This window comes from Ruegeria sp. C12, from assembly GCF_056537745.1.
Map to the genome: position 1 here is coordinate 16304 of NZ_JBQFSA010000012.1, position 18391 is coordinate 34694.

Genomic DNA, 18391 nt, shown 5'->3' on the forward strand with positions numbered 1-18391 from the left:
GTTACGCACTTCCTGCGATCAGTTCGGCCGCATCAGCCGGGGACTTTAAGCGGACCGAGAGTTGTCGAACGCCACGATCAATGTGCATCCGCAGGCGCTCCAGCAAATCATTGTCGTCGGCCTCGTTCTCTTCTGGGCCAAGCTCGACATATTTTAAGAGATCGATGAAGAGAGGCTGGAAGTCCCCAAACAGCGTGTAGGCGTTGAATTCCTGTCCCTCGCTCGTGTCATCAGCCGCGCCAGAAACGGGTCCGGCTTCAAATGATGATAACATCGCCAAACGACACACGAGGTTTGGCGTCAGGCCTGATCTTTGTGAGATGATCCTGACCTGGCCAGTGGCCGTTGATGAAATCCGAAACTTGTTAATGTGCATCGGTCATCTCCAGGAGGTGTGCATCCCGTGCATGGTCCAGCACAGTGATCTCCGTGCGTCGCCCGCCGACGACCGCACCGATTTCAAAGCGTCTGCTCACGTAAGGCGTGATGATTTCCGAAAGATCCGGTGTCAGCTCGGTATCGGTGCACAGCATGATAACCTGGGCAGAGCTACGCGGTACGTAATTTGCCATCAGGTTCGTGCGGTGCTGCTGGTCCAAACGTGACAACGGCGTGTCGATAATCATAGGTAGTTCTCTTCCGCTTGTTCTACCAAGCGCCCAAAGCATTGAAATCGCGAACAGCTGCCGTTCGCCGGCGGAGAGTTCCGACGGTGTAATTTCCCTGCCCTTTTCACCCAGAAGCTTCATCTGGAACGAATTCGGGTCGACTATGACCTCGCGCACGAGGGACTTGCGCGTGACGAGCCCGCTAAAGGCGTCAATGAAGTGCTTTGAAAGCGAGGCGAGACGCAGCTGAACAATCCGCTCTTCGTAATCATTGAGCGCGGCCTGCGCCCGCGTTGCCAAATCACGCTTTTCTTCTGCCTTTGCCAGAGCAAAAACGGCGTCTCGCGATTTACGCAACTCGCGTTCCAAGCGGTCGATCAGCGCACGGGCCTGCGTTGCCGCATCTTGTTTACGCTTGAGTTCGGCTTCAACGGCGCCGAGCTCAAATTCGGCTTTCTTTAAATCCTCAAAAGCACCGGATGCTGCACCTGGCTGGAAGTTCTTCAACTGGTCCTTCAAGGTCGCGCGTTTCTTTTGTAGCTCTGCCAGTTGCGCAGCAAGCTTGGCCACCTTGACCCGTTCGTCCGGCACCCGAGCAAGTTTCTCGATGACCCAATCTGGTTCCGTGCTCAAAGCCATTTTGGGGCCGGAGCTTTGACGGCTTTCAGCGAAATCACGAAGCCGTGCAAAATGGGTCTTCGTCCATGTCGCGTCATTGCCCACGGTCTGCTGGAAACTCGAAACGAAGGCCTCGATTGCCAGGGCAGACTGCTGACTTCGAGCATGCTCCACATCGGATAAGAACTTTGCCAAGAGCTTTGGAGCCAAGCCGAAAGGTGCGACACCGTTCACGAGCGACTTAAGGGCGTTGGTTTGCTTGGTCAGTTCAGTCTCTGCACGCTTAAATTCCTCCGATAGAGTATCGCGGCTCAATGCGATGCTGCCGCCTTCTTGCTCAAAAACCTTCTGTGAAGCTTCGCTTCGGCGCGCAAGCTGAGTGCGTTTTGCTGATAAAGCCCCAAGTTCTTCTTCAGCCAAGACCAGGTCAGACTTGGCAATTTCGAGATCGCGCTGGAGACTCTCAATGTCCGCGCTGCCTTCCCGGTCCATACTGCGCGACTTGTAGAGAGCGAGGTCACCCCGAAGCTGGTCAAGAATGTCGATGCCCAGCAGAGATTTGATTGCATCAGTCAGTCCTGTATTTTCCTGATCATCTGCAATGTCTTGGATCTTTTCCCCGTCAAAAAAGAAAAGCTGCGAAACACCCGCTGGAATGATGTCTTCGAGATAGTGGTTCCAATCCTCGGTCGGGATATCATCGACTGGCGCACCATTGCGTTCAAACTCGAGGCTTTCGACAACACTTGCGCCACGGGCGGCCCAAGCACGGCGCACAGTGTATATGTCCTCGTTGCCGAGGTTTTGGCTCTTGAAGGACAATTCGACAGAGGCAGTCCGGTCCGTGGCAAAATTGTTGATCCGTTTGAGCAGATGCCGCTCATACTCGGCTTGGCCAATACGGGCACCGAGCGCGCGTTTACCATACAGCGCCAGACGCACAGACTCCAGGAACGTAGTCTTCCCCGCCCCATTATGGCCAACCACCAAAACTACAGGCTTCTGGCCGCCGGCATCAGGGGCCAGTTCAAATCGGTGCTCACCGCCATAGAGACCAAAGTTAACGAGACGTAGGGACTCAAGAATCATAATTTAGTCTCAAATAGTGGGTTGGCCGCTGTCGACTTGTTCTGTTCCAGCCGCGTTTTTCGCTCGTTCAGAACTGTTGTTTCGTCACGCCATTCCTGCTCAAGGATGGAGGCGATTTTTCTGTGAATAAGGGTGCGTCGCTTGAGGCCACGTACAGAACGTTCGGCCTCGAGAAGCTGGGCCATGAGACGTGGTGGCAGATCATGTGCAGTGCAGACGTCAGCCAAGACCTTCGCGTCATCACCTTGAAACTCAAACCCTTCAGTCGCCTCAGCTGGAAGCTCTTTACCCGTAACCGATTTGACAGTTTCCGAAACAGAATCGCCCCAGTCACCGTGCTCACTGCGCCAGATACGACGGATCTCCTTAAGCTCTTCGATTTGAATGAGGACCGTCTTCTCCCCTGGTGGTGCCTTGGCGTTCACCTGCTCTTGGGCTTCGAGGACCTTGCGAAGGAGTTCCTTTCTATAGCCGAAGAGGTACGGACCAGGAATTGATGTCTCGGAGTCGCCAACGAACGTGACAGAACCGTCCCGCCGCTTGAAATCTCGGAATTCCCTTTTTCTGTCAGGGTTTTGCGTTTCGGCCAGCTCGTCACGTAGATCAAGAAGTGGTTCTAGCCATTCTTCGCCATTATCGACCATGGCTTCCATGGCTTTGTCTTTGGTGACGACTGTACAGACCCAGCATCCGAACCTCGAGTTGCCGCAGCTTTCTGTTTGCTTATCCACCACAAGCGGGCACTCGCCAGCTTGCGCGTTCCTATACATGGCAAGCAGATCGCGGTTATCCGATCCCCAGGGCGACTGGTTTTGCAGTAGGAAGGCCCAGACATCATCCACACTAAACGCCTCGATTGGCGTGAACACATAAGCCCCCGGCAAGGTCGAGTGACGCGACAATGCCGTTCCATCGATCTTGTGTAGCGACATGACCTGAGCGCGAGTCGCGCTCTCAGCGGATCGCACGCCCAAGACCATGACGACTTCGCCGTATTCAGCAACGCGGTTCTTGATGAAGGCATTTGCCGGATCGATCTTCAGCCGTTCGGTGCACCAGCGAAAGCGTTTTGATGGTGCGGGATATCCGCGACCGATCAGGTTCACCCAGAAGCTATCCGAAATCTCCGGAACGACTTTCTGTGCTGTGATCGGCATCCTTTGTTCTGCCGCTGCTTCGTTGATCGCCGCCAATGTGTCGTCGATGTAGTTCACGATGACTGGCGTCTCCACAAGCGTATCGGAGCTCAAGACGAAAATTGGCTTGCTTCGTTCATTTTCCGGAAGCGCGCGAACGGCACCCCAGATCAGCTGTAAAGCACAGGTTGAGTCTTTTCCGCCGCTATATCCGATCACCCATGGCCGGTCGTCTGACTTGTAGACGGCGCGAATGTGCTCCTGCAGAGCGCCCACGTCGAGGCCTGCCTTTTTCGCTAAATTATCTATTTTTGATGTCATGTGACGACCTTCTCCTCAGCCAATGACGCCAAGTAGTCGTCTTCATTCGCTTGTTCTTTTTCGTTCAGGGGTAGGCCCACAGCCCCAATCAGGACGTTTGCCGCCAGATGCACGGATTTCACACTGCCATCCATGCCGCGGGCACCCATTACGCGAGGGCGCCACAGTTGGACATTGCGCTTGCTCCAATCAATCTCTGCAAGGGGAGCGAGACTTTCCGCCCATCCATCTGGTTTGGCTGCGATCAGCCGTGCCCCCAAGACGCCAAAGGCCTGCAGCATGACGCCATGGGCATGAACCGTCTCTTTGCGTAAATCGCCAGCCGTGGTCACGCCTCGCATCAGTTTCTGCCAGTCCGGCATGACTTCGGATACCTGCCGCCAATACGCGATGATCGTGTTTTCGGTGTTTTCACCGAACCGCCCCGCGTCTGGCCCCGCCAGCCATTTGTTGGCTTGATTTAGACTGGAAAGGGTGAAGAGGTTTTTGGCTCGGTTTGAGAGCGACGTCTTTTCGAGCTCGGTGAATTCCTGGAAGAACGGAATACCTTCCAGCACGCGCGTACTTAAACGCGCCAAAGGGTTTCTGCGGTCATAGAGGACATTCAAAGACCCTGATGGGCGCACCGCATTCTTGTTGAGGTCTGCAAACATTTGCTGGCAGCGCTCCAAGCCCTCATCCACAAAGAGCACAACTGAGATCGTTTCGTTTTCGAGTTTGGGTCGCGTTTTCAGGGCCTCTTCAATTGCCGCGCGGCGGTGTTGCCCATCATTCAAGATAATGCGAGCCGTCATCGAAAGCCGCAGCTCGCCAACGTTGCGGAATTGAAGGTTGTCGCTGGCGGGCGAAAACTCCAGATCCCCGTCCACGGATGCGCAGAGAGAGGAGAGCGTGTATTCTTCGAAGTTGTCCGAAAGATAGGATGCGATTTGCGGGACGCGGACATTTGACAAAACGCGCTGAGCGCGCAGGTCAGCCGGTAATTCCTGGCTGTCGAACTCGAAAATCTTTGGCACCATTTTAAGCGGTACCATGATCACATAATACTCGGTCCCAGCTTGGACGCCGCGTATGGCCGCAAAATTGTAGAAATTGCCACTCATGAGAACCCCCAGCCGTTACGCTGGAAGTCTATGGAAGTCTGACGGGAAGTCAATGTCTGTTTGGCTATTCTGCCTCGGTTTCTTTGCTGGTTGAACCGTTTGGCAAACAAGAGCCCGTACCCGCCCTATTTTGCTGCACTCACTAGTCCACCCGAGCGCCGAATACGAGTGAAATCGTCACCAAGTCGCCGATATGCAGAGCATCATGCGGCTAGCGCTTGGACATGATGGGGGTAGGCTCGCCGTCCCAAACAAAATCCCAAGCCGCGCCCTGTCGGATATTCTGCACAAGGTGCGGGCGAAGCGCGACCAGGCATTGGCCGTCCGGCAGTCGTGAGGATGGGTAAAGGATTCCATTGCCGTCTGAGCCAAGCACATCGCGTGCCAGGACTTGCCCCGCCGGGTATGCGGTCGCAGGGTCAGCATGCAATGCAGCGTCTTCTGTTCCCGGGGCGAGTTCGTGGAATTGAGACGTGAACCCGGTAAAAAGCTCCCTGTAGGACGTGGTGTTTTCAAACACACCGGTCGCTTCGAGTTCGCGCGTCAGATGCCAGGACACCTCGGCTTGCGCGGTTTCGACCGCAAGATCTCCATAGGACGCGTACCACGCCCCCCGGTCAGGGCCATTGAACCTGTTGCCTATCGGGCGGGTATAGCAGAATGCTGCATTCACCAGCGTCCAGCCATACCCGGCGGCCTCGGTCAGAAGCTCACCCGGATGAAGGCCTCCCGGGATCGGTAAGGTGACGGACCGGCGTGCGGAGGTCAGCCCTTCGATTTCTTTAAGGATCGCCAACTCATCGTCATCATCGACCAGCGGTGCCATCGCGGGCTCGTCGATATAGGCAGTTGAAATCAGCCGGACAGTTTTGGGGTCTGTGAATTCGACCTGTGTCAGGTCACTTGCTCTGATCACTCGCCACCTCGGAGCGCGTCGATATGCTGGCGCATTTTCATCATCGCCGGAATGCCGCCTTCGCACATGATCTGAACCGGGGTCTTGCCGTTGAAGCCCGGGCCTGTATTGGCGGTCTTTGGCCAGCCATATGTAAGCGGGCCGTTGAACAGCAGTCTCAATCCCTTGAACAACCCGATCAGCAGGCTTGCGCGGGTGACCTTGTCCTGGTCCAGCACACCTTTGTAGGTGCCAGCCTTCATGCGCCCCCAGGTGGCTGTCGGGACATCGAACAGCATTGCGGCCTCGGCATTCGACAACCCCCAGGCATCAGCGGTCCGAACAACGCCTTTGATAATCGCAGCGATCTTGTCCTGTTGGTCAATTGGCTGGACATATGCCGGTTGAGGCGCATTTTGGATGGGTTCAGGCATGATTAACTCCATATGACATGATAATACATATCATATGATGTGATCGTGTCAAAATCCCTTATAGAGCGTGCGTTGCCTGATTGGTTTGGCACGCCAGCGCATGGCGCTGACCAGGCTCTTGGCTGCGCCCGGAGCCGCTTGGTGGCGTCTCCGCCAATTCTGGACACGATCCTTCGTGCATGTCTCAGATGAGATCGCGGGCGAGACCGCGATCGCTTGAACCAGCGGTCAGCGGGGTCTCCGCTCCGCTCTAACTCGGCTGGCAGGTTTTCAATGCTGAATTCCGCCTGCCATCCGGCCGGCGTCCCGAACAGGGGCTCTGGTGTCGCGTTCCGCGCCAGCCTCCACGGGAGAAATCCGGTTCCTCCCGCGCGGTTTGCGCGGGTCCCTCCCGATTTCACCGCTCCGGCCCCCTGTGTCGGGTCGCCGTCCGGCCGCAGGACGGGCTATCGCCCTCACCTGCTCTGCCTAGCCGAAAAGCACGGGGGCTTTTCGGACTGACAGATCAGTCGAGGCCTCCGCCACTGGGCGGAAGCGGACAGGCCCGAGAGGTCGCAAGAAGAATATTCCGCGCCGCTCTAACCACGAAAGGAGCAGGCCATGGGCCTTGATCAATACGCATATGTCAAAACCCCCGAAAGCGGCGACGAGGGCGAAAGCCCGAAATTCGTCTGGCGCAAGCATTCCAAGCTGCAAACCTTCATGGAGGCGCTCTACACCGAGCGGACCGGGCTTTCGGCGTCCGATCTGAATTGCGGTGAGTTGAAACTGGAAACCGCCGACATCGACACGCTGGAACAGGCCGTGAAGAGAAGCGCCCTGCCCCATTGTGAGGGCGGGTTCTTCTATGGCCACCAGTTCCAAGACGAACAGGCCACCGAATACCGCGACTACGACCTTGAGTTCTGCGCATGGGCGCGGGCCGAAATCGCACGAGGGTCAACCGTGATCTACTCCTGCTGGTGGTGACGCCTCGGGGCCGGAGCCTCAGACGTTCCGGCCCCATCCCCTACCCCACCCAAAATAGCACCCGCCGAGCGCCCATGCCGCGCTCCGAGCGGGCCTGAAACCCATCCGAAAGGACAATCCAATGACCAAGCAACAGACCATCCAAGCTGACACCGCCAGCGCCGTGATCCTGCAAATCCCCTTGGAGATGCTCTACATCTCCGATCTGAACCCGCGCAAAGCCGTGTCTGAGGCCCATATCGAAAGCCTTGCAGACAGCATCGAACGCTTCGGCCTCATCCACAATCTCGCGGGCCTCATGGATGAGGACGGCAAAGTCGGGATTGTCGCGGGCGGCTGCCGGTTCCGCGCCATCCAGATGATCGCGGAGCGGTCCGAAGCCCATCCCTTTACCACGGTGCCGGTCAAGCTCGCCGCAGATGCCGCCGAGGCCGAGGATTGGGCCAGCGCCGAGAACGCTGCCCGTGAGGACATGACCCCGGCGGACGAAATCCGCGCCTTCGGTCGCATGAAATCACGTGGCGCAACCGTGCCGGAAATTGCCCTCGCCTTTGCCGTGACCGAGGCCCGCGTCTACCAACGGCTGGCGCTGGCGGGCCTGCCCGAACCCGTGCTCGACGCACTGGCCGCAGGAGAGATCAGCCTTGGCACCGCCAAGGCCTTCACCCTCTCTGATGATGAAGCGCTCGCCCTGAGCCTTCTGGAGCAAGTCAAGGGTCAAGCCGTCTCAGAGAGTGCAATCAAGAACGCGCTACATCCCGACGCCATTAAGGCCACGGATCGCCGCGCCAAGTTCGTTGGGATCGAAGCCTATGAGGCCGAGGGTGGCACGGTCACGCGCGATCTCTTCTCCGATGAGGTCTTCCTCGCCTCCCCTGCCCTTCTGGATCGCCTGTTCACTGAGAAGCTGGACGCGGCCCGTGCCGATCTGGTCGAGACCCAAGGCTGGGCATGGGCCGAGGCTCGCAGCGAGGCCTGGCTCAACTACTACGAGCTGGACCAGATGAAGCTGGCCCGCCTCTACCCCATCGAAGGTGATCTGAGCGAGGAAGAAGCCGAGGACTACGACGAACTGGCCGACCTCGCCAATGGCGGGGTCCTGGACGAAGATGGTGAAGCGCGGCTCTCCGAGTTGCAGGCCATTCTCGACGGCGACTATTCCGAGGATCAGAAAGCCCATGCGGGCTGTATCATTCTTGTCAACGGATCGGGCGAGCTTGAGGTCACAGCCGGTCTGGTCCGCCCCAACGACAAGAAGGCCGCCATCGAGGCCAGTGTGCTGCAGGCGCCGCAGACCACCAAACCCGACACCCCGAAATCCCCCTACTCGCAAAAACTGGTGGCGGATATGCAGGCGATCCGGCTGGCCTCAGTGCAGACCGCCCTTCTCGCCAAACCCGAGCTGGTTCTGGACCTGCTGGGGTTCGGCCTGTCGGAGGCATCAGGGAGTTTCGAGAGTGTGTTCGGCATTCGGCTGGACCGCCCGACCAATGCGCCAAGCGTTGAGAATGGCTTTACCCGCGAGCCGCGTCTGGAGCATGGGATCGATGCCAGCGAATACTGGCAGAACGGCACCCGTATCGAAGACCTCTCCGAGGCCTTCGCCGCCTTCCGCGAGGACGGGAAGAAAGCCCGCAACGCCCAGATCACCGAGGCGATCACACGCACCCTGCCCTATCGGGCTGGCGGCGCGGAATTCTTCGGCTTGATCGCCGACGAAGCCGGAGCCGATATCCGAAAGCACTGGACGCCCACGGCAGAGAATTTCTTCTCGCGCGTGTCAGCCGGTCATCTGGTCGATCTGCTTTGCGAGTTCCTCGACTGCAATGCCCGTGACGAACGTGTCACCGGTTTCGCCAAGCTCAAAAAGGCGGAAAAGGCCGAGAAGATGGAAAAGCTCGTGAGCGATCCAACCACTCAGAAGCTCATGGGCCTGACAACGGATCAAAAAGCCAAACTCGACAAATGGGTGCCCGACTGCACCTGATGGCTCCTTCGTGGGGAGACCCAACTGGCCCTGCTTCGGCGGGGCTTCTTTTTTGCCAAGTGATTGGCCAGGAGCAGGGCCTGGAAAATTGTCCGGCGGCGGGGCAGAAGGACAAGCCCCCTGCCCTGCCGCCGGACCGGCGCTGTCCGCGCGGGAGCACCGCATCGGCGGTGCGATTTGGCCTAGATTCCTAGCCAGAACTTCACAGAGTTGTTCCACTGTCAGGCGTAACTATATGAAAAATTGAGAAATTGACTGGATTCGGCCATGAAGCAAATATCGCGAGAGGAACTCTATGAACTCGTCTGGCGCAAACCAATGACAAAGCTTGCGGAGGAATTTGGCCTGTCAGATCAGGGCCTTTCCAAGATTTGCGCGCGCCATGCAATCCCAAGGCCACCCCGGGGGTATTGGGCGAAGCTGGAAGCGGGCAAGGAGGTTCAGAAACATGAGCTTCCTTCCTGCCCTGCGGGAACAGCCAGCATCATCCTGTTCCCGCAAAGCGGCCAATTCCAAAGAAAGTCTCGCAAAAGCGCGAAGCGTGTCGCGAGGGTGGTGGTGAATGTCGGCAAAATCTCGATACCGGGGACGTTGCGCAATCTCCATCCGATTGTTGCGGCTTGGGTGGACGAACATCGAAAGGAACAAGTTGAACGGCGCGCTCGATTTCGTGCTCGCCAGCCGGATGATCTTTGGTGGGGTGAAGAAACACTGGCCGATCTGACCGAACGGGATCTGTATCGTTTCCGGGTCACCAGCGCGCTCCTGAAAGGGTTTGAAGCCCAGGGAGGTCGCGCGCTTGAAGGCAGTATTCGCGGCAAATTGAGGTTAGAGGCTTCAGGAGAAAAGTTCGAAATCGCAGTTGTCGAAAAGATGTACCAGTTTCATGGAAGGCCGTCCGATGAGCCGAAGGGCTGGACGGCCTTTCCATATCACCACAACAGCGCTCTGGCCCCTACCGGGTTCCTGCGCTTCACGATCACGACCTACCTCGGAACGGGTGTGAAGAAAGAATGGGTCGAAACGAGTAAGCTCAATGGCGAGGATTTACTTCCAACCGTGATTGCGGGATTCTTGCTGGCAGGGCCGGCCTTGGTCGCACGACGCGAGGAGTTTGCGGAGCGAGACCGTCGCATTGAAGCGCAGCGGGTCGCAGAGGAAGAGCGCCGTCATCTGGCTCAGCTTGAGCAAGAGAAATGGCGTCTGTTTCGGGACCGGGCGAAGGACTGGGAGGAGGCGCAAAGGCTTCGATCCTTTCTCGCCGCACTTGAAGCGAACCCTCATAGCCTGGCTGAGGAGATTGACGGGATGCCAGCCGCTGACTGGTTGAAATGGGCACATCGCAAGGTCGAAGAACTCGACCCGTTGGTCTGATCCGTTGGCCGCAGCTTGACGTCAGATATTGGCGTCGGTCTATGCTGAGTGACGCAGTCGCACAGACCTTTCATTGGTGTTGCTTAGAATGCTGGTCGCAGGTCCTGCCAAAACCACAAAGGGCGGTTCTCAGAATTCTCCCCTGCCCTACCATGCATTCCTCGCGGAACAGAATTCTGGTCCCTTACCCCTCTCCGCTTCGCTACGCCTTCGGTGTGGTTTTGGCCATGGTCCCTGCCCTCGGACCATCATCGCAACACCATAGAAAGGAACCTGGCGATGACCACCAACTGCATTCACTTCGACAGCTCCGAAATCGAAAACGCCAAAGGCAGCGGTTCGATCTCTACCCTGACATTCGACATCGACATCACCGTTGAGCCCATCTCAAGCGACAATCCGATGGCTCCTACGCACCGTGTTCTTGGGCGTTCTCCCCGTGGTCGCCTGGTCGAATGCGGCGGGATCTGGAAGAAGCAGAATCGCGATACCGGCGCCGATTATTTCACGCTGACGATCCGGGACTTCGGCTTCAACGCCAATCTCGGCAAGGCCGCAAATCAGGATGATGACACGCTTCAGGCTGTCATTCCCTGGGGTCCGAAGGAAGCTCAATAAGACCTGCACCGGGCCATTTCCCGGCCCGGTGCACCCATTCCCCTGGCGCTGTTAACAGCTGTTAACTCGCCGATGCAGTATCGCTTCCCTAGTAGCCCGTTGGTTGGGCAGCACAAATTGTGGAAAAATCCTTGACTTAGAAGGGTGAATCACTGCCTTTAGAGTCAAGTTGCGCAAATAAGCGCGTTCGAGCAGAGAAATTGCAACTATGTTTCAGACGGCACCCATCGAAGCGGCCTCTCAATCAGAACTTACCAGCCAGATGGCGGCGCGTCTACACACGGCGCTTACCACGCATCTTCAGCAGGCTTATGCACCCGATCAGCGCAAAATTTTGAGACTATTCAGCGCAACAGAGACTGCTGAACTGCTCGGCGTGACGGGACAGTTTCTGCGCAAGTGCCACAGCGAAGGGTCCCTGCCCGAACCCGAAGTCATCAAGAACGGGCGGCGGTTCTATTCCGGTGAAGAGATTCTGCAAGCGCGCCACCTATTGGAAGCAAGCTCACGCAAACCTGGAAAATACCTTCCCGGGCGTCGCGAGGGTGACAAACTCCAGGTCATTCAGCTGATGAACTTCAAAGGTGGTTCCGCCAAATCCACTTCCGCCATCCACCTTTGCCACTACCTTGCTTTGAGCGGCTATAGAGTCCTGGCGATTGACCTAGACCCGCAAGGAAGCCTCACGGGTTTCTGCGGGATTCAGACGGAACTGGAGTTTGAAGGCGCGTCAATTTATGACGCGCTTCGCTACGAGGATCCGGTGCCCATGTCCGAGGCCATTGTGGAAACCTACTTCCCGGGTCTCCACCTCGCGCCAGCCCGTCTTGTGCTGAGCGAATTCGAAACTGAGACCGCAGTCAATGCGGGCCGCGGCGTTGCCTTCTTTGAGAAGCTCAGCAAAGCGATCCAGTCCGTTGAGAGCAGTTACGATGTGGTAGTCATCGACAGCCCACCAGCACTTGGGTTTCTAACTTTGACGGGCCTATATGCGGCCACCTCCGTCATTGTGCCGATGACACCGAGCATGCTTGACCTGGCTTCCACACAGCAATTTGTCGAGATGACCTCAGCCTATTTGGGCGTGATCGAGGACACAGGCGTCAAACTGGACCATGATTTCTTTTCCTTCCTCATAACGCGCGATGACCCGAGCGATATTCCAAGTCAGCAGATCGTGAGTCTGATGCGCGCATTGTTCCAGGACCGCGTGGTTGGTGCGACGGGCCTGCGCAGTACAGCTATTGGCGACGCATCGATGCTCAAGATGTCGATCTACGAGGTCGCGCGGTCCGAGATGACGCGGTCGACCTACGATCGCGCTAAAAACAGCATGGATGCGGTTGGTGCTGAGATCGCAGGAATGCTTCAACAGGCATGGGGGCGGTAATCATGGCAATGGGAAAAAACAAAACCGGCATCATGGCCGCGATTACCGCGGCGACCGAAGCCGCGAAAGACAGTGGCTCAGAACGGGCGCATCGGACCTTGCCCAAAGGGACCATTGGGTCTGTTCGCGCAGGTCTCGGCGGAATTCAGGATATCGATACAAGCCTCATCCTGGCATGGGGTCCAAAGGACCGGCTCGATATCGAGTTAACAGCTGTTAACAGCGCGGAGCCGCATGAATCGATCCAAGACCTGGCATCCAGTATTGCCGAGGCCGGACAGCAAGTGCCCGTTCTTCTTCGTCCGTCTAAGGATCGCGATGGGCATTTCGAGGTGATCTACGGCCAGCGAAGGATACTTGCCTGTCGGCAGCTTGGTATCCCGGTGCGGGCTCTGATCCGAACGCTCGACGATACAGACGCCTTGATGGCAAAAGGGCTTGAAAACGCAGGCCGCGCGGAACTGAGCTACTATGAACGTGTTCGTTTTGCGCAAGCGATCCTGGAGCAGGGATACTCCCGCGCAGAAGTTTGCCAGGCCTTGGCGATCAGCAAAAATACGCTGTCTCAGCTTGAACGTATCTATCGCCTGGTTCCCAGCGCCGTCGGTGAAGCAATCGGCGCGGCTCCGGGGGCAGGGCGCCCGAAATGGACAACCCTCGCAACTGCGTTTGAGAAGGAGCAGTTGACCGAGCAAGCAGCCCTGGGAGTTCTTGGCCGATCCGGTGAGCTGGAATCCGACACCCGTTTGGAGCTTGTACTCAAGGAGATCGGAAAACGCGGAAAGCAAGAACGGTCCGTTGAGCAACGCTCGCCACTTCCTGGCGTTCAGATCAAGAGTGGAAAGTCGGGCCTCTCGGTGACCGTCAAGAGGGCAGGGGACAACACGAAATTCGCAAACTGGCTGGACCAAAATCTGGACCAGCTCATTCAGGATTCCTTCGAGCGGTTTCAATCAGAAAACCAGGAAGGATAGGGGCGGTTAACAGTTGTTAACCGCCGAAACGGAGGCAAAGAGCAGAAAGGAGAACGGCACCAAAAAGAAAACCCTCGAAACCGAAGTCCCGAGGGCTGCTGCGCACAAGGCGCGATTTGTTTTGACACCACAATCCTAGCAGCCCGCGAATCGCTAAACAACGAAAAACGTCTTCGGGCGAACAGGTTTTCTGTGCCTGCATAGAAAAATGAAGAAATTCAATGATGCTCCGGATGGAGTGACTGGGACAGGCATGCCTCAGAACGGTGGAGGTATGTCCAATATCAACCAACCCTCGGGTTGGCGTAAGGCAACGGTTGGACTTGCCGTCGCTGAACAGCACGCACAGGCGGGTGAGAGAGCAGCCGTTCCCAAGGCACAGGCCTTTGTAGCTGTGAAGCGCGTTGGCGCTCATATCGGCCTCAAGGCCGGTGACATGCTGCTCCTCGATACCCTTGGCGCCTTCACACAGGCCCAGGACTGGGAGGAGGGCCAGCGTCCGATCGTCTGGGCGTCAAACGCCTACCTGATGGAGCAAACGGGCTTCTCGCTCTCTGCGCTCAAGCGCCATGCGCGGCGTCTGGCCGAAATTGGCGTGATCTCCTTCAAGGATAGCCCCAATGGCAAGCGGTGGGGCCACAGGAACGCTGACGGGCGCATCATCGAGGCCTATGGCTTCGATCTGTCGCCGCTGTCAGCGCGTGTCGAGGAATTCGAGCAGCTACAGGCCGAATTGCAGGCCGAACGGGAGCTCTGTCAGCGCTTGAAGCGCCAAATCACGGTTGCGCGCCGGATGATCCGCGCCCGGATCGAAGCGGCCGCCAGTAGCGCTCTAAGAGGGCCTTGGGAGCATCTTTCAGGGCTGTTTGAGGATCTCCTGGACCGCCTTCCGCGTCGGAACACGGGTTCTGAGACGCTTGAGCGGCTTCTGGCATGGTTCAAAGAACTCCAGGAGCGTGTCGAGGCGGCTTATCTTAAGGGAACTCGGACGAATGAGGTTGTGGATAACAGCGCTGAAAGCATCGAACAAGTCAGTGAAAAGACTCAAGAATTGAACCCCAGGGAGGTCAATTCTGAACCTCATATACTAATTACAACCCAACTTAATCCTGTAACCTGTAATCGCTCAGAAACTGAGCAAGCGGCGCGCGTGGTGCCCAATGCGCCACCCGAAGAGCAGGTGGATAGGGAGTTGGAAGATTGGGTTTCTGAGACCCGCAAGACACGAGGAGCAGCACTTGATTTGCCGACTGTGATGCAGGCTTGTCCAGAATTCGCGTCCTGGGCACGTAATATGGGCGGGTATCTGAAGGATTGGGGTGATCTTCATCGCGTTGCCGGGCAACTTAGGCCGATGATCGGCGTGTCCGAGCACGCCTGGAATCTCGCACAGGCCCGTCTTGGGCCTCAAATCGCGACAGCAGCGCTGGTTCTGACTTTTGACAAGCATTGCGCCGGTGAAGTGGCGTCCCCAGGCGGATATCTGCGTGGTATTGTCCAGAAAGCCGGGGCAGGGGAGCTGCATCTCGAGCGCAGCTTCTATGGCAGGCTCAGTGGGCAGGCGGCATGACGATGGCGGTTCGCCGGTCGATGTCCGCAGGTTTACTGAACAGTGAATCTGCAGGGTTTAGCAAATATGAGTCCGAGCTTTTCGAGGGCCCGTCTGTGTGCTCTGCAGTGGATTATGGGGCAGGGGATGCGGGTTGCACCCCTAATAACCCGGAGAAAAGTTCTCTTTAAGAGTTTTAGATCGGAGTTTCAGGCGGATTACGGTGTGGAACCTTGAGTTATGTGAGTTTAGGCTATATACCGGAGAAAATTCCGGACTAAGTCTTTCAAGCCGGAAAAATATCCGGTGTAACCCTTGGAGAGTGTTGTGGGCTCGTTACAAGTTAAATCCGCTTTGTCGCAGCTCGGTCGCGATATCCAGACGGCGCGCAAAAGGCGCCGCATGTCGGTTGCGGATTTCTGTAGCCGGATTGGTGTCAGCGACAAGACTCTTGCAAAGCTTGAGCGGGGCGATGGTGGCGTCCGGCTTGAGACCTTTGCTATGGCGCTTCTGGCTCTGGGAATGCTGGAACGGTTGGCCGAGATCGCAGACCCATCTTCGGATTCTACCGGCATCGGACTGGACAGGGAGAAACTCCCAGAGCGCATTCGGCAGCGCGGTTCATCGGCATCCGTGCGGACCGGCAAGGGCACAATGGCCACCCCAGTTAACCTGAAAGACACCGCAAAGGGGCCAGTCGTTTTTGATGATGATGAAGGGACAGCATTTTAATGCCTGAGGCTTTTGTTGTTCTTGGGGATGCCTGTATCCCCGTCGGGCGTTTGATTTTTGAAACTGATGGGCGCCGGTCTCATTCCACGTTCATCTATGATGAACGATGGCTCGAAAACCCGATAGGATTTGATCTCGCGCCGGACATGCCGCGCGGCCGCGCGCCTTTTCATTCTTCGTCTGAGGGGCGCGACAGCCGTCGTCGAGATGTCCTGGCGGGGCCCTTCACAGATACATCGCCTGATAGTTGGGGACGTAAACTCATTCGCCGGGTGCATGGCGAGGGAGCGACAGAGTTTGACTATCTGGTTGCCGCAGATGACAGGGCCCGCCAGGGGGCGTTGCGGTTTTTGAATGAAAAGGGTGAGGTGTTCCACCCGGGTCAGCCCCCTGTGCCACGCCTGGCAAATATTGAAGAGCTTCGTGCGATCGCAGCACGGTATGAGCGGGATCCGGATGGGGCTGAAGCCGAAGCGCGTGATCTTGTGGGTGCGGCAGGTTCACTTGGCGGTGCGCGCCCCAAAGCCAATGTCGAGGATGGCGATGACCTGTGGATCGCTAAGTTTACCTCGATTGATGATACATGGCCCGTCGAAAGGTTGGAAATTGCCACCCTCGCAATGGCGCGTGCGGTAGGTATTCGAACACCGGAGGCCCGGCTTGAACTGGCGGCCAGCAGGCACCCTGTCGGACTAATCAAGCGCTTTGATCGCCGTCAAGGTGGTCGTCTGCCATATATGTCGGCCCGTACCGCTTTGGGGAAAAGAGGTTCCGCCCATGGTTATTACACCGACATTGCAGATGCTCTTCGTCAAATGTCTGTTCTGCCTGACAGGGATATTCTGGAGCTGTGGCGGCGTCTGTTGTTCACCGTGCTGATCACAAACACCGATGATCACCTGAAAAATCATGGATTGCTCTATGTGCGCGACAATCGATGGCGCCTGTCACCGATGTTTGACGTAAACCCGCAACCACGCAGGCAACCCACTTTGGAAACGGGGATCAGCGACATTCACGGTTTTGAACCCTCAGTGGAAGCAGTTGTCGAAGCCGCACCCTTTTTTAATATTGAGGAAGCTGATGCCAAGACCATGGCCAGGGAAATGGCAAATACGGTAACCGAGATCTGGGGCGAAACGCTCCGCCAGCATGGTATTACCGGGGCCGCGCACAGAAGATGCGCGCCAGCCTTTGAGCATGAGAGGATGGAGACGGCTCTCGGACTGTAGTCTGACCCGGCTGCAACAAATTGATTGCTGCTTTGACGAGTACCTGAGGGCAAAAGCCGCTGAGGAACCCTACAAAACTGTGGCTTTGGTCAGGTTCACGCGGATCCGGTAAGGCGGACCATCTCAACATGGATGCCAGACGTTGGCACAGTGGACTTGATAAGGCGTGCAACATGTTTGTGCGAATGATGGGTGCAGAATTCTAACCCCAAGAACCTCCTCCATTTCATCCCCGTACGAGCAAGGGGATCGCGGGTTTGGCGGACGCCGCCGCCCGCGCAATGGTCTGCCCGCTCCATTCGCTGACGCTCCCGTGTTGACCATGCCCGGGCGGCTTGTTGCGTCCGCCATTTCCTCCCGCGTCCCGCACGGGGACGAGAAAATGGAGGATCACATGGCAAAGCCCGATATCTACACCCGCATCACCGAGAAGATCATTGCCGATCTCGACGCTGGCACCCGACCCTGGCACAAGCCCTGGAGTGCCGATCATCTCGCCGGTCGCATTACCCGGCCTCTGCGTCACAATGGCATCGCCTACCGTGGCCTCAACATCATCCTGCTCTGGGCCGCATCTGTCGCCCATGGTTACGCCGCCCCCACCTGGATGACCTATCGCCAGGCATTCGAGCTCGGCGGTCAGGTCCGCAAAGGCTCCAAGGGTCAACTCGTCATTTACGCCGATAAGCTCCGCAAGACCGAGACCGATGAAGCGGGCCAGGCCCGCGAGATCGAGATCCCCTTCATGAAGGGCTATACGGTTTTCAACGTCGATCAGATCGAGGGGTTGCCCGACCAGTATTACGCTGTGGCCGAACTGATGCCAGAGGCCGACGAGCGCGATGCCGCCGCCGAAGCATTCTTCGCTGCGAGCGGGGCTGATATTCGTCATGGCGGCAATCAAGCCTTCTATGCGGTCGATCCCGACTACGTTCAGATGCCGCCCTTCGAAACCTTTGAATTCCCCGAGGCGTATTATTCAACCCTCGGCCATGAGATTTGCCACTGGACTCGTCACCCCAAACGCCTTGATCGCAGCTTCGGTCGCAAACGCTGGGGTGACGAAGGCTATGCCCAGGACGAATTGGTTGCTGAGCTTGGCGCAGCGTTTCTGGCCGCTGATCTCGGACTGTCACCGGAACCGCGTGACGAACACGCGTCCTACATTGCGCATTGGCTCGAAGGCCTTCGCAACGACAAGCGGTTCATCTTCCAGGCTGCTGCTCACGCTCAGAAAGCCGTTGATTACCTGCATGGGCTGCAACCAAACACGGATGAGGTCGCCGCATAGGCGGCCTCAATTCGAGTTGATTTCACCAATCGAGGACCTTCACCGCAGCCCCAGCCAACAGCTATGCTGCG

16 protein-coding genes are annotated in these 18391 nt (G+C 57.2%); 10 read left to right on the forward strand and 6 right to left on the reverse strand.

All coding sequences use genetic code 11. From position 1 onward, the window contains the following. Nucleotide 1: 1 nt before the first annotated feature. The 6 genes from dndE to ACR0C9_RS20410 form a co-directional block, all read right to left on the reverse strand. Nucleotides 2–376, reverse strand: a complete 375-nt coding sequence (dndE, locus tag ACR0C9_RS20385) for a DNA sulfur modification protein DndE (RefSeq protein WP_170627269.1) — start codon at nucleotides 374–376, stop codon at nucleotides 2–4. Next, nucleotides 366–2315, reverse strand: coding sequence for a DNA sulfur modification protein DndD (dndD, locus tag ACR0C9_RS20390; protein WP_170627267.1), 1950 nt, complete (start codon nucleotides 2313–2315; stop codon nucleotides 366–368). The genes dndE and dndD overlap by 11 nt, the downstream gene beginning before the upstream one ends. After that, nucleotides 2312–3772, reverse strand: a complete 1461-nt coding sequence (gene dndC / locus ACR0C9_RS20395; protein WP_170627265.1) for a DNA phosphorothioation system sulfurtransferase DndC — start codon at nucleotides 3770–3772, stop codon at nucleotides 2312–2314. The genes dndD and dndC overlap by 4 nt, the downstream gene beginning before the upstream one ends. Next, entirely contained in the window at nucleotides 3769–4875 is a 1107-nt protein-coding gene (gene dndB / locus ACR0C9_RS20400; RefSeq protein WP_170627263.1) for a DNA sulfur modification protein DndB, read from the reverse strand. The genes dndC and dndB overlap by 4 nt, the downstream gene beginning before the upstream one ends. A 211-nt stretch (nucleotides 4876–5086) precedes the next feature. Then, nucleotides 5087–5791 carry an RES family NAD+ phosphorylase gene (locus ACR0C9_RS20405; protein WP_480781912.1) on the reverse strand — a complete coding sequence of 235 codons (705 nt, stop codon included), beginning with the start codon at nucleotides 5789–5791 and terminating at the stop codon, nucleotides 5087–5089. Beyond that, on the reverse strand, nucleotides 5788–6204 hold the full coding sequence (locus tag ACR0C9_RS20410; protein ID WP_170627260.1) for an antitoxin Xre-like helix-turn-helix domain-containing protein: 417 nt from the start codon (nucleotides 6202–6204) through the stop codon (nucleotides 5788–5790). The genes ACR0C9_RS20405 and ACR0C9_RS20410 overlap by 4 nt, the downstream gene beginning before the upstream one ends. Before the next feature lie 600 nt (nucleotides 6205–6804). On the opposite strand from ACR0C9_RS20410, the gene ACR0C9_RS20415 reads away from it, so the two are divergent. The 10 genes from ACR0C9_RS20415 to ACR0C9_RS20460 all read left to right on the forward strand — a co-directional run bounded on the left by ACR0C9_RS20415 (nucleotide 6805) and on the right by ACR0C9_RS20460 (nucleotide 18320). After that, nucleotides 6805–7173, forward strand: coding sequence for a phosphoglycerate kinase (locus ACR0C9_RS20415; RefSeq protein WP_170627258.1), 369 nt, complete (start codon nucleotides 6805–6807; stop codon nucleotides 7171–7173). A gap of 121 nt (nucleotides 7174–7294) precedes the next feature. Next, nucleotides 7295–9160, forward strand: coding sequence for a ParB/RepB/Spo0J family partition protein (locus tag ACR0C9_RS20420; protein ID WP_170627256.1), 1866 nt, complete (start codon nucleotides 7295–7297; stop codon nucleotides 9158–9160). A 267-nt stretch (nucleotides 9161–9427) separates the two neighbouring features. Next, nucleotides 9428–10534 (forward strand): hypothetical protein, encoded by a 1107-nt coding sequence (locus ACR0C9_RS20425; RefSeq protein WP_480781913.1) that lies wholly within the window; start codon nucleotides 9428–9430, stop codon nucleotides 10532–10534. A gap of 279 nt (nucleotides 10535–10813) precedes the next feature. Further along, nucleotides 10814–11152: a DUF736 domain-containing protein gene (locus ACR0C9_RS20430; RefSeq protein WP_165198698.1), complete on the forward strand. Its 339-nt coding sequence runs from the start codon at nucleotides 10814–10816 to the stop codon at nucleotides 11150–11152. A 208-nt stretch (nucleotides 11153–11360) separates the two neighbouring features. Continuing rightward, nucleotides 11361–12542, forward strand: coding sequence for a plasmid partitioning protein RepA (repA, locus tag ACR0C9_RS20435; RefSeq protein WP_170627252.1), 1182 nt, complete (start codon nucleotides 11361–11363; stop codon nucleotides 12540–12542). 2 nt (nucleotides 12543–12544) lie between these two features. After that, nucleotides 12545–13516, forward strand: coding sequence for a plasmid partitioning protein RepB (gene repB, locus ACR0C9_RS20440; protein ID WP_480504045.1), 972 nt, complete (start codon nucleotides 12545–12547; stop codon nucleotides 13514–13516). A gap of 274 nt (nucleotides 13517–13790) precedes the next feature. Further along, the gene (gene repC / locus ACR0C9_RS20445) at nucleotides 13791–15086 is read left to right on the forward strand and encodes a plasmid replication protein RepC (protein WP_170627306.1); all 1296 of its coding nucleotides are present in this window, start codon (nucleotides 13791–13793) and stop codon (nucleotides 15084–15086) included. A gap of 306 nt (nucleotides 15087–15392) precedes the next feature. Beyond that, nucleotides 15393–15797, forward strand: a complete 405-nt coding sequence (locus ACR0C9_RS20450; protein WP_480504043.1) for a helix-turn-helix domain-containing protein — start codon at nucleotides 15393–15395, stop codon at nucleotides 15795–15797. After that, the gene (locus ACR0C9_RS20455; RefSeq protein ID WP_170627248.1) at nucleotides 15797–17029 is read left to right on the forward strand and encodes a type II toxin-antitoxin system HipA family toxin; all 1233 of its coding nucleotides are present in this window, start codon (nucleotides 15797–15799) and stop codon (nucleotides 17027–17029) included. Before ACR0C9_RS20450 ends, ACR0C9_RS20455 begins: the two co-directional genes overlap by 1 nt. 394 nt (nucleotides 17030–17423) lie before the next feature. Further along, nucleotides 17424–18320 carry a zincin-like metallopeptidase domain-containing protein gene (locus tag ACR0C9_RS20460; protein WP_170627246.1) on the forward strand — a complete coding sequence of 299 codons (897 nt, stop codon included), beginning with the start codon at nucleotides 17424–17426 and terminating at the stop codon, nucleotides 18318–18320. Nucleotides 18321–18391: the final 71 nt, after the last annotated feature.

Bases quoted from the DNA above. Each gene is read 5' to 3' on its own strand.
- dndE (WP_170627269.1), bottom strand. From the start codon at position 376: ATGCACATTAACAAGTTTCGGATTTCATCAACGGCCACTGGCCAGGTC.
- dndB (WP_170627263.1), bottom strand. From the start codon at position 4,875: ATGAGTGGCAATTTCTACAATTTTGCGGCCATACGCGGCGTCCAAGCT.
- repA (WP_170627252.1), top strand. From the start codon at position 11,361: ATGTTTCAGACGGCACCCATCGAAGCGGCCTCTCAATCAGAACTTACC.
- dndD (WP_170627267.1), bottom strand. From the start codon at position 2,315: ATGATTCTTGAGTCCCTACGTCTCGTTAACTTTGGTCTCTATGGCGGT.
- ACR0C9_RS20425 (WP_480781913.1), top strand. From the start codon at position 9,428: ATGAAGCAAATATCGCGAGAGGAACTCTATGAACTCGTCTGGCGCAAA.
- ACR0C9_RS20455 (WP_170627248.1), top strand. From the start codon at position 15,797: ATGCCTGAGGCTTTTGTTGTTCTTGGGGATGCCTGTATCCCCGTCGGG.
- ACR0C9_RS20430 (WP_165198698.1), top strand. From the start codon at position 10,814: ATGACCACCAACTGCATTCACTTCGACAGCTCCGAAATCGAAAACGCC.
- ACR0C9_RS20415 (WP_170627258.1), top strand. From the start codon at position 6,805: ATGGGCCTTGATCAATACGCATATGTCAAAACCCCCGAAAGCGGCGAC.
- ACR0C9_RS20410 (WP_170627260.1), bottom strand. From the start codon at position 6,204: ATGCCTGAACCCATCCAAAATGCGCCTCAACCGGCATATGTCCAGCCA.
- ACR0C9_RS20420 (WP_170627256.1), top strand. From the start codon at position 7,295: ATGACCAAGCAACAGACCATCCAAGCTGACACCGCCAGCGCCGTGATC.
- repB (WP_480504045.1), top strand. From the start codon at position 12,545: ATGGCAATGGGAAAAAACAAAACCGGCATCATGGCCGCGATTACCGCG.
- repC (WP_170627306.1), top strand. From the start codon at position 13,791: ATGTCCAATATCAACCAACCCTCGGGTTGGCGTAAGGCAACGGTTGGA.
- dndC (WP_170627265.1), bottom strand. From the start codon at position 3,772: ATGACATCAAAAATAGATAATTTAGCGAAAAAGGCAGGCCTCGACGTG.
- ACR0C9_RS20460 (WP_170627246.1), top strand. From the start codon at position 17,424: ATGGCAAAGCCCGATATCTACACCCGCATCACCGAGAAGATCATTGCC.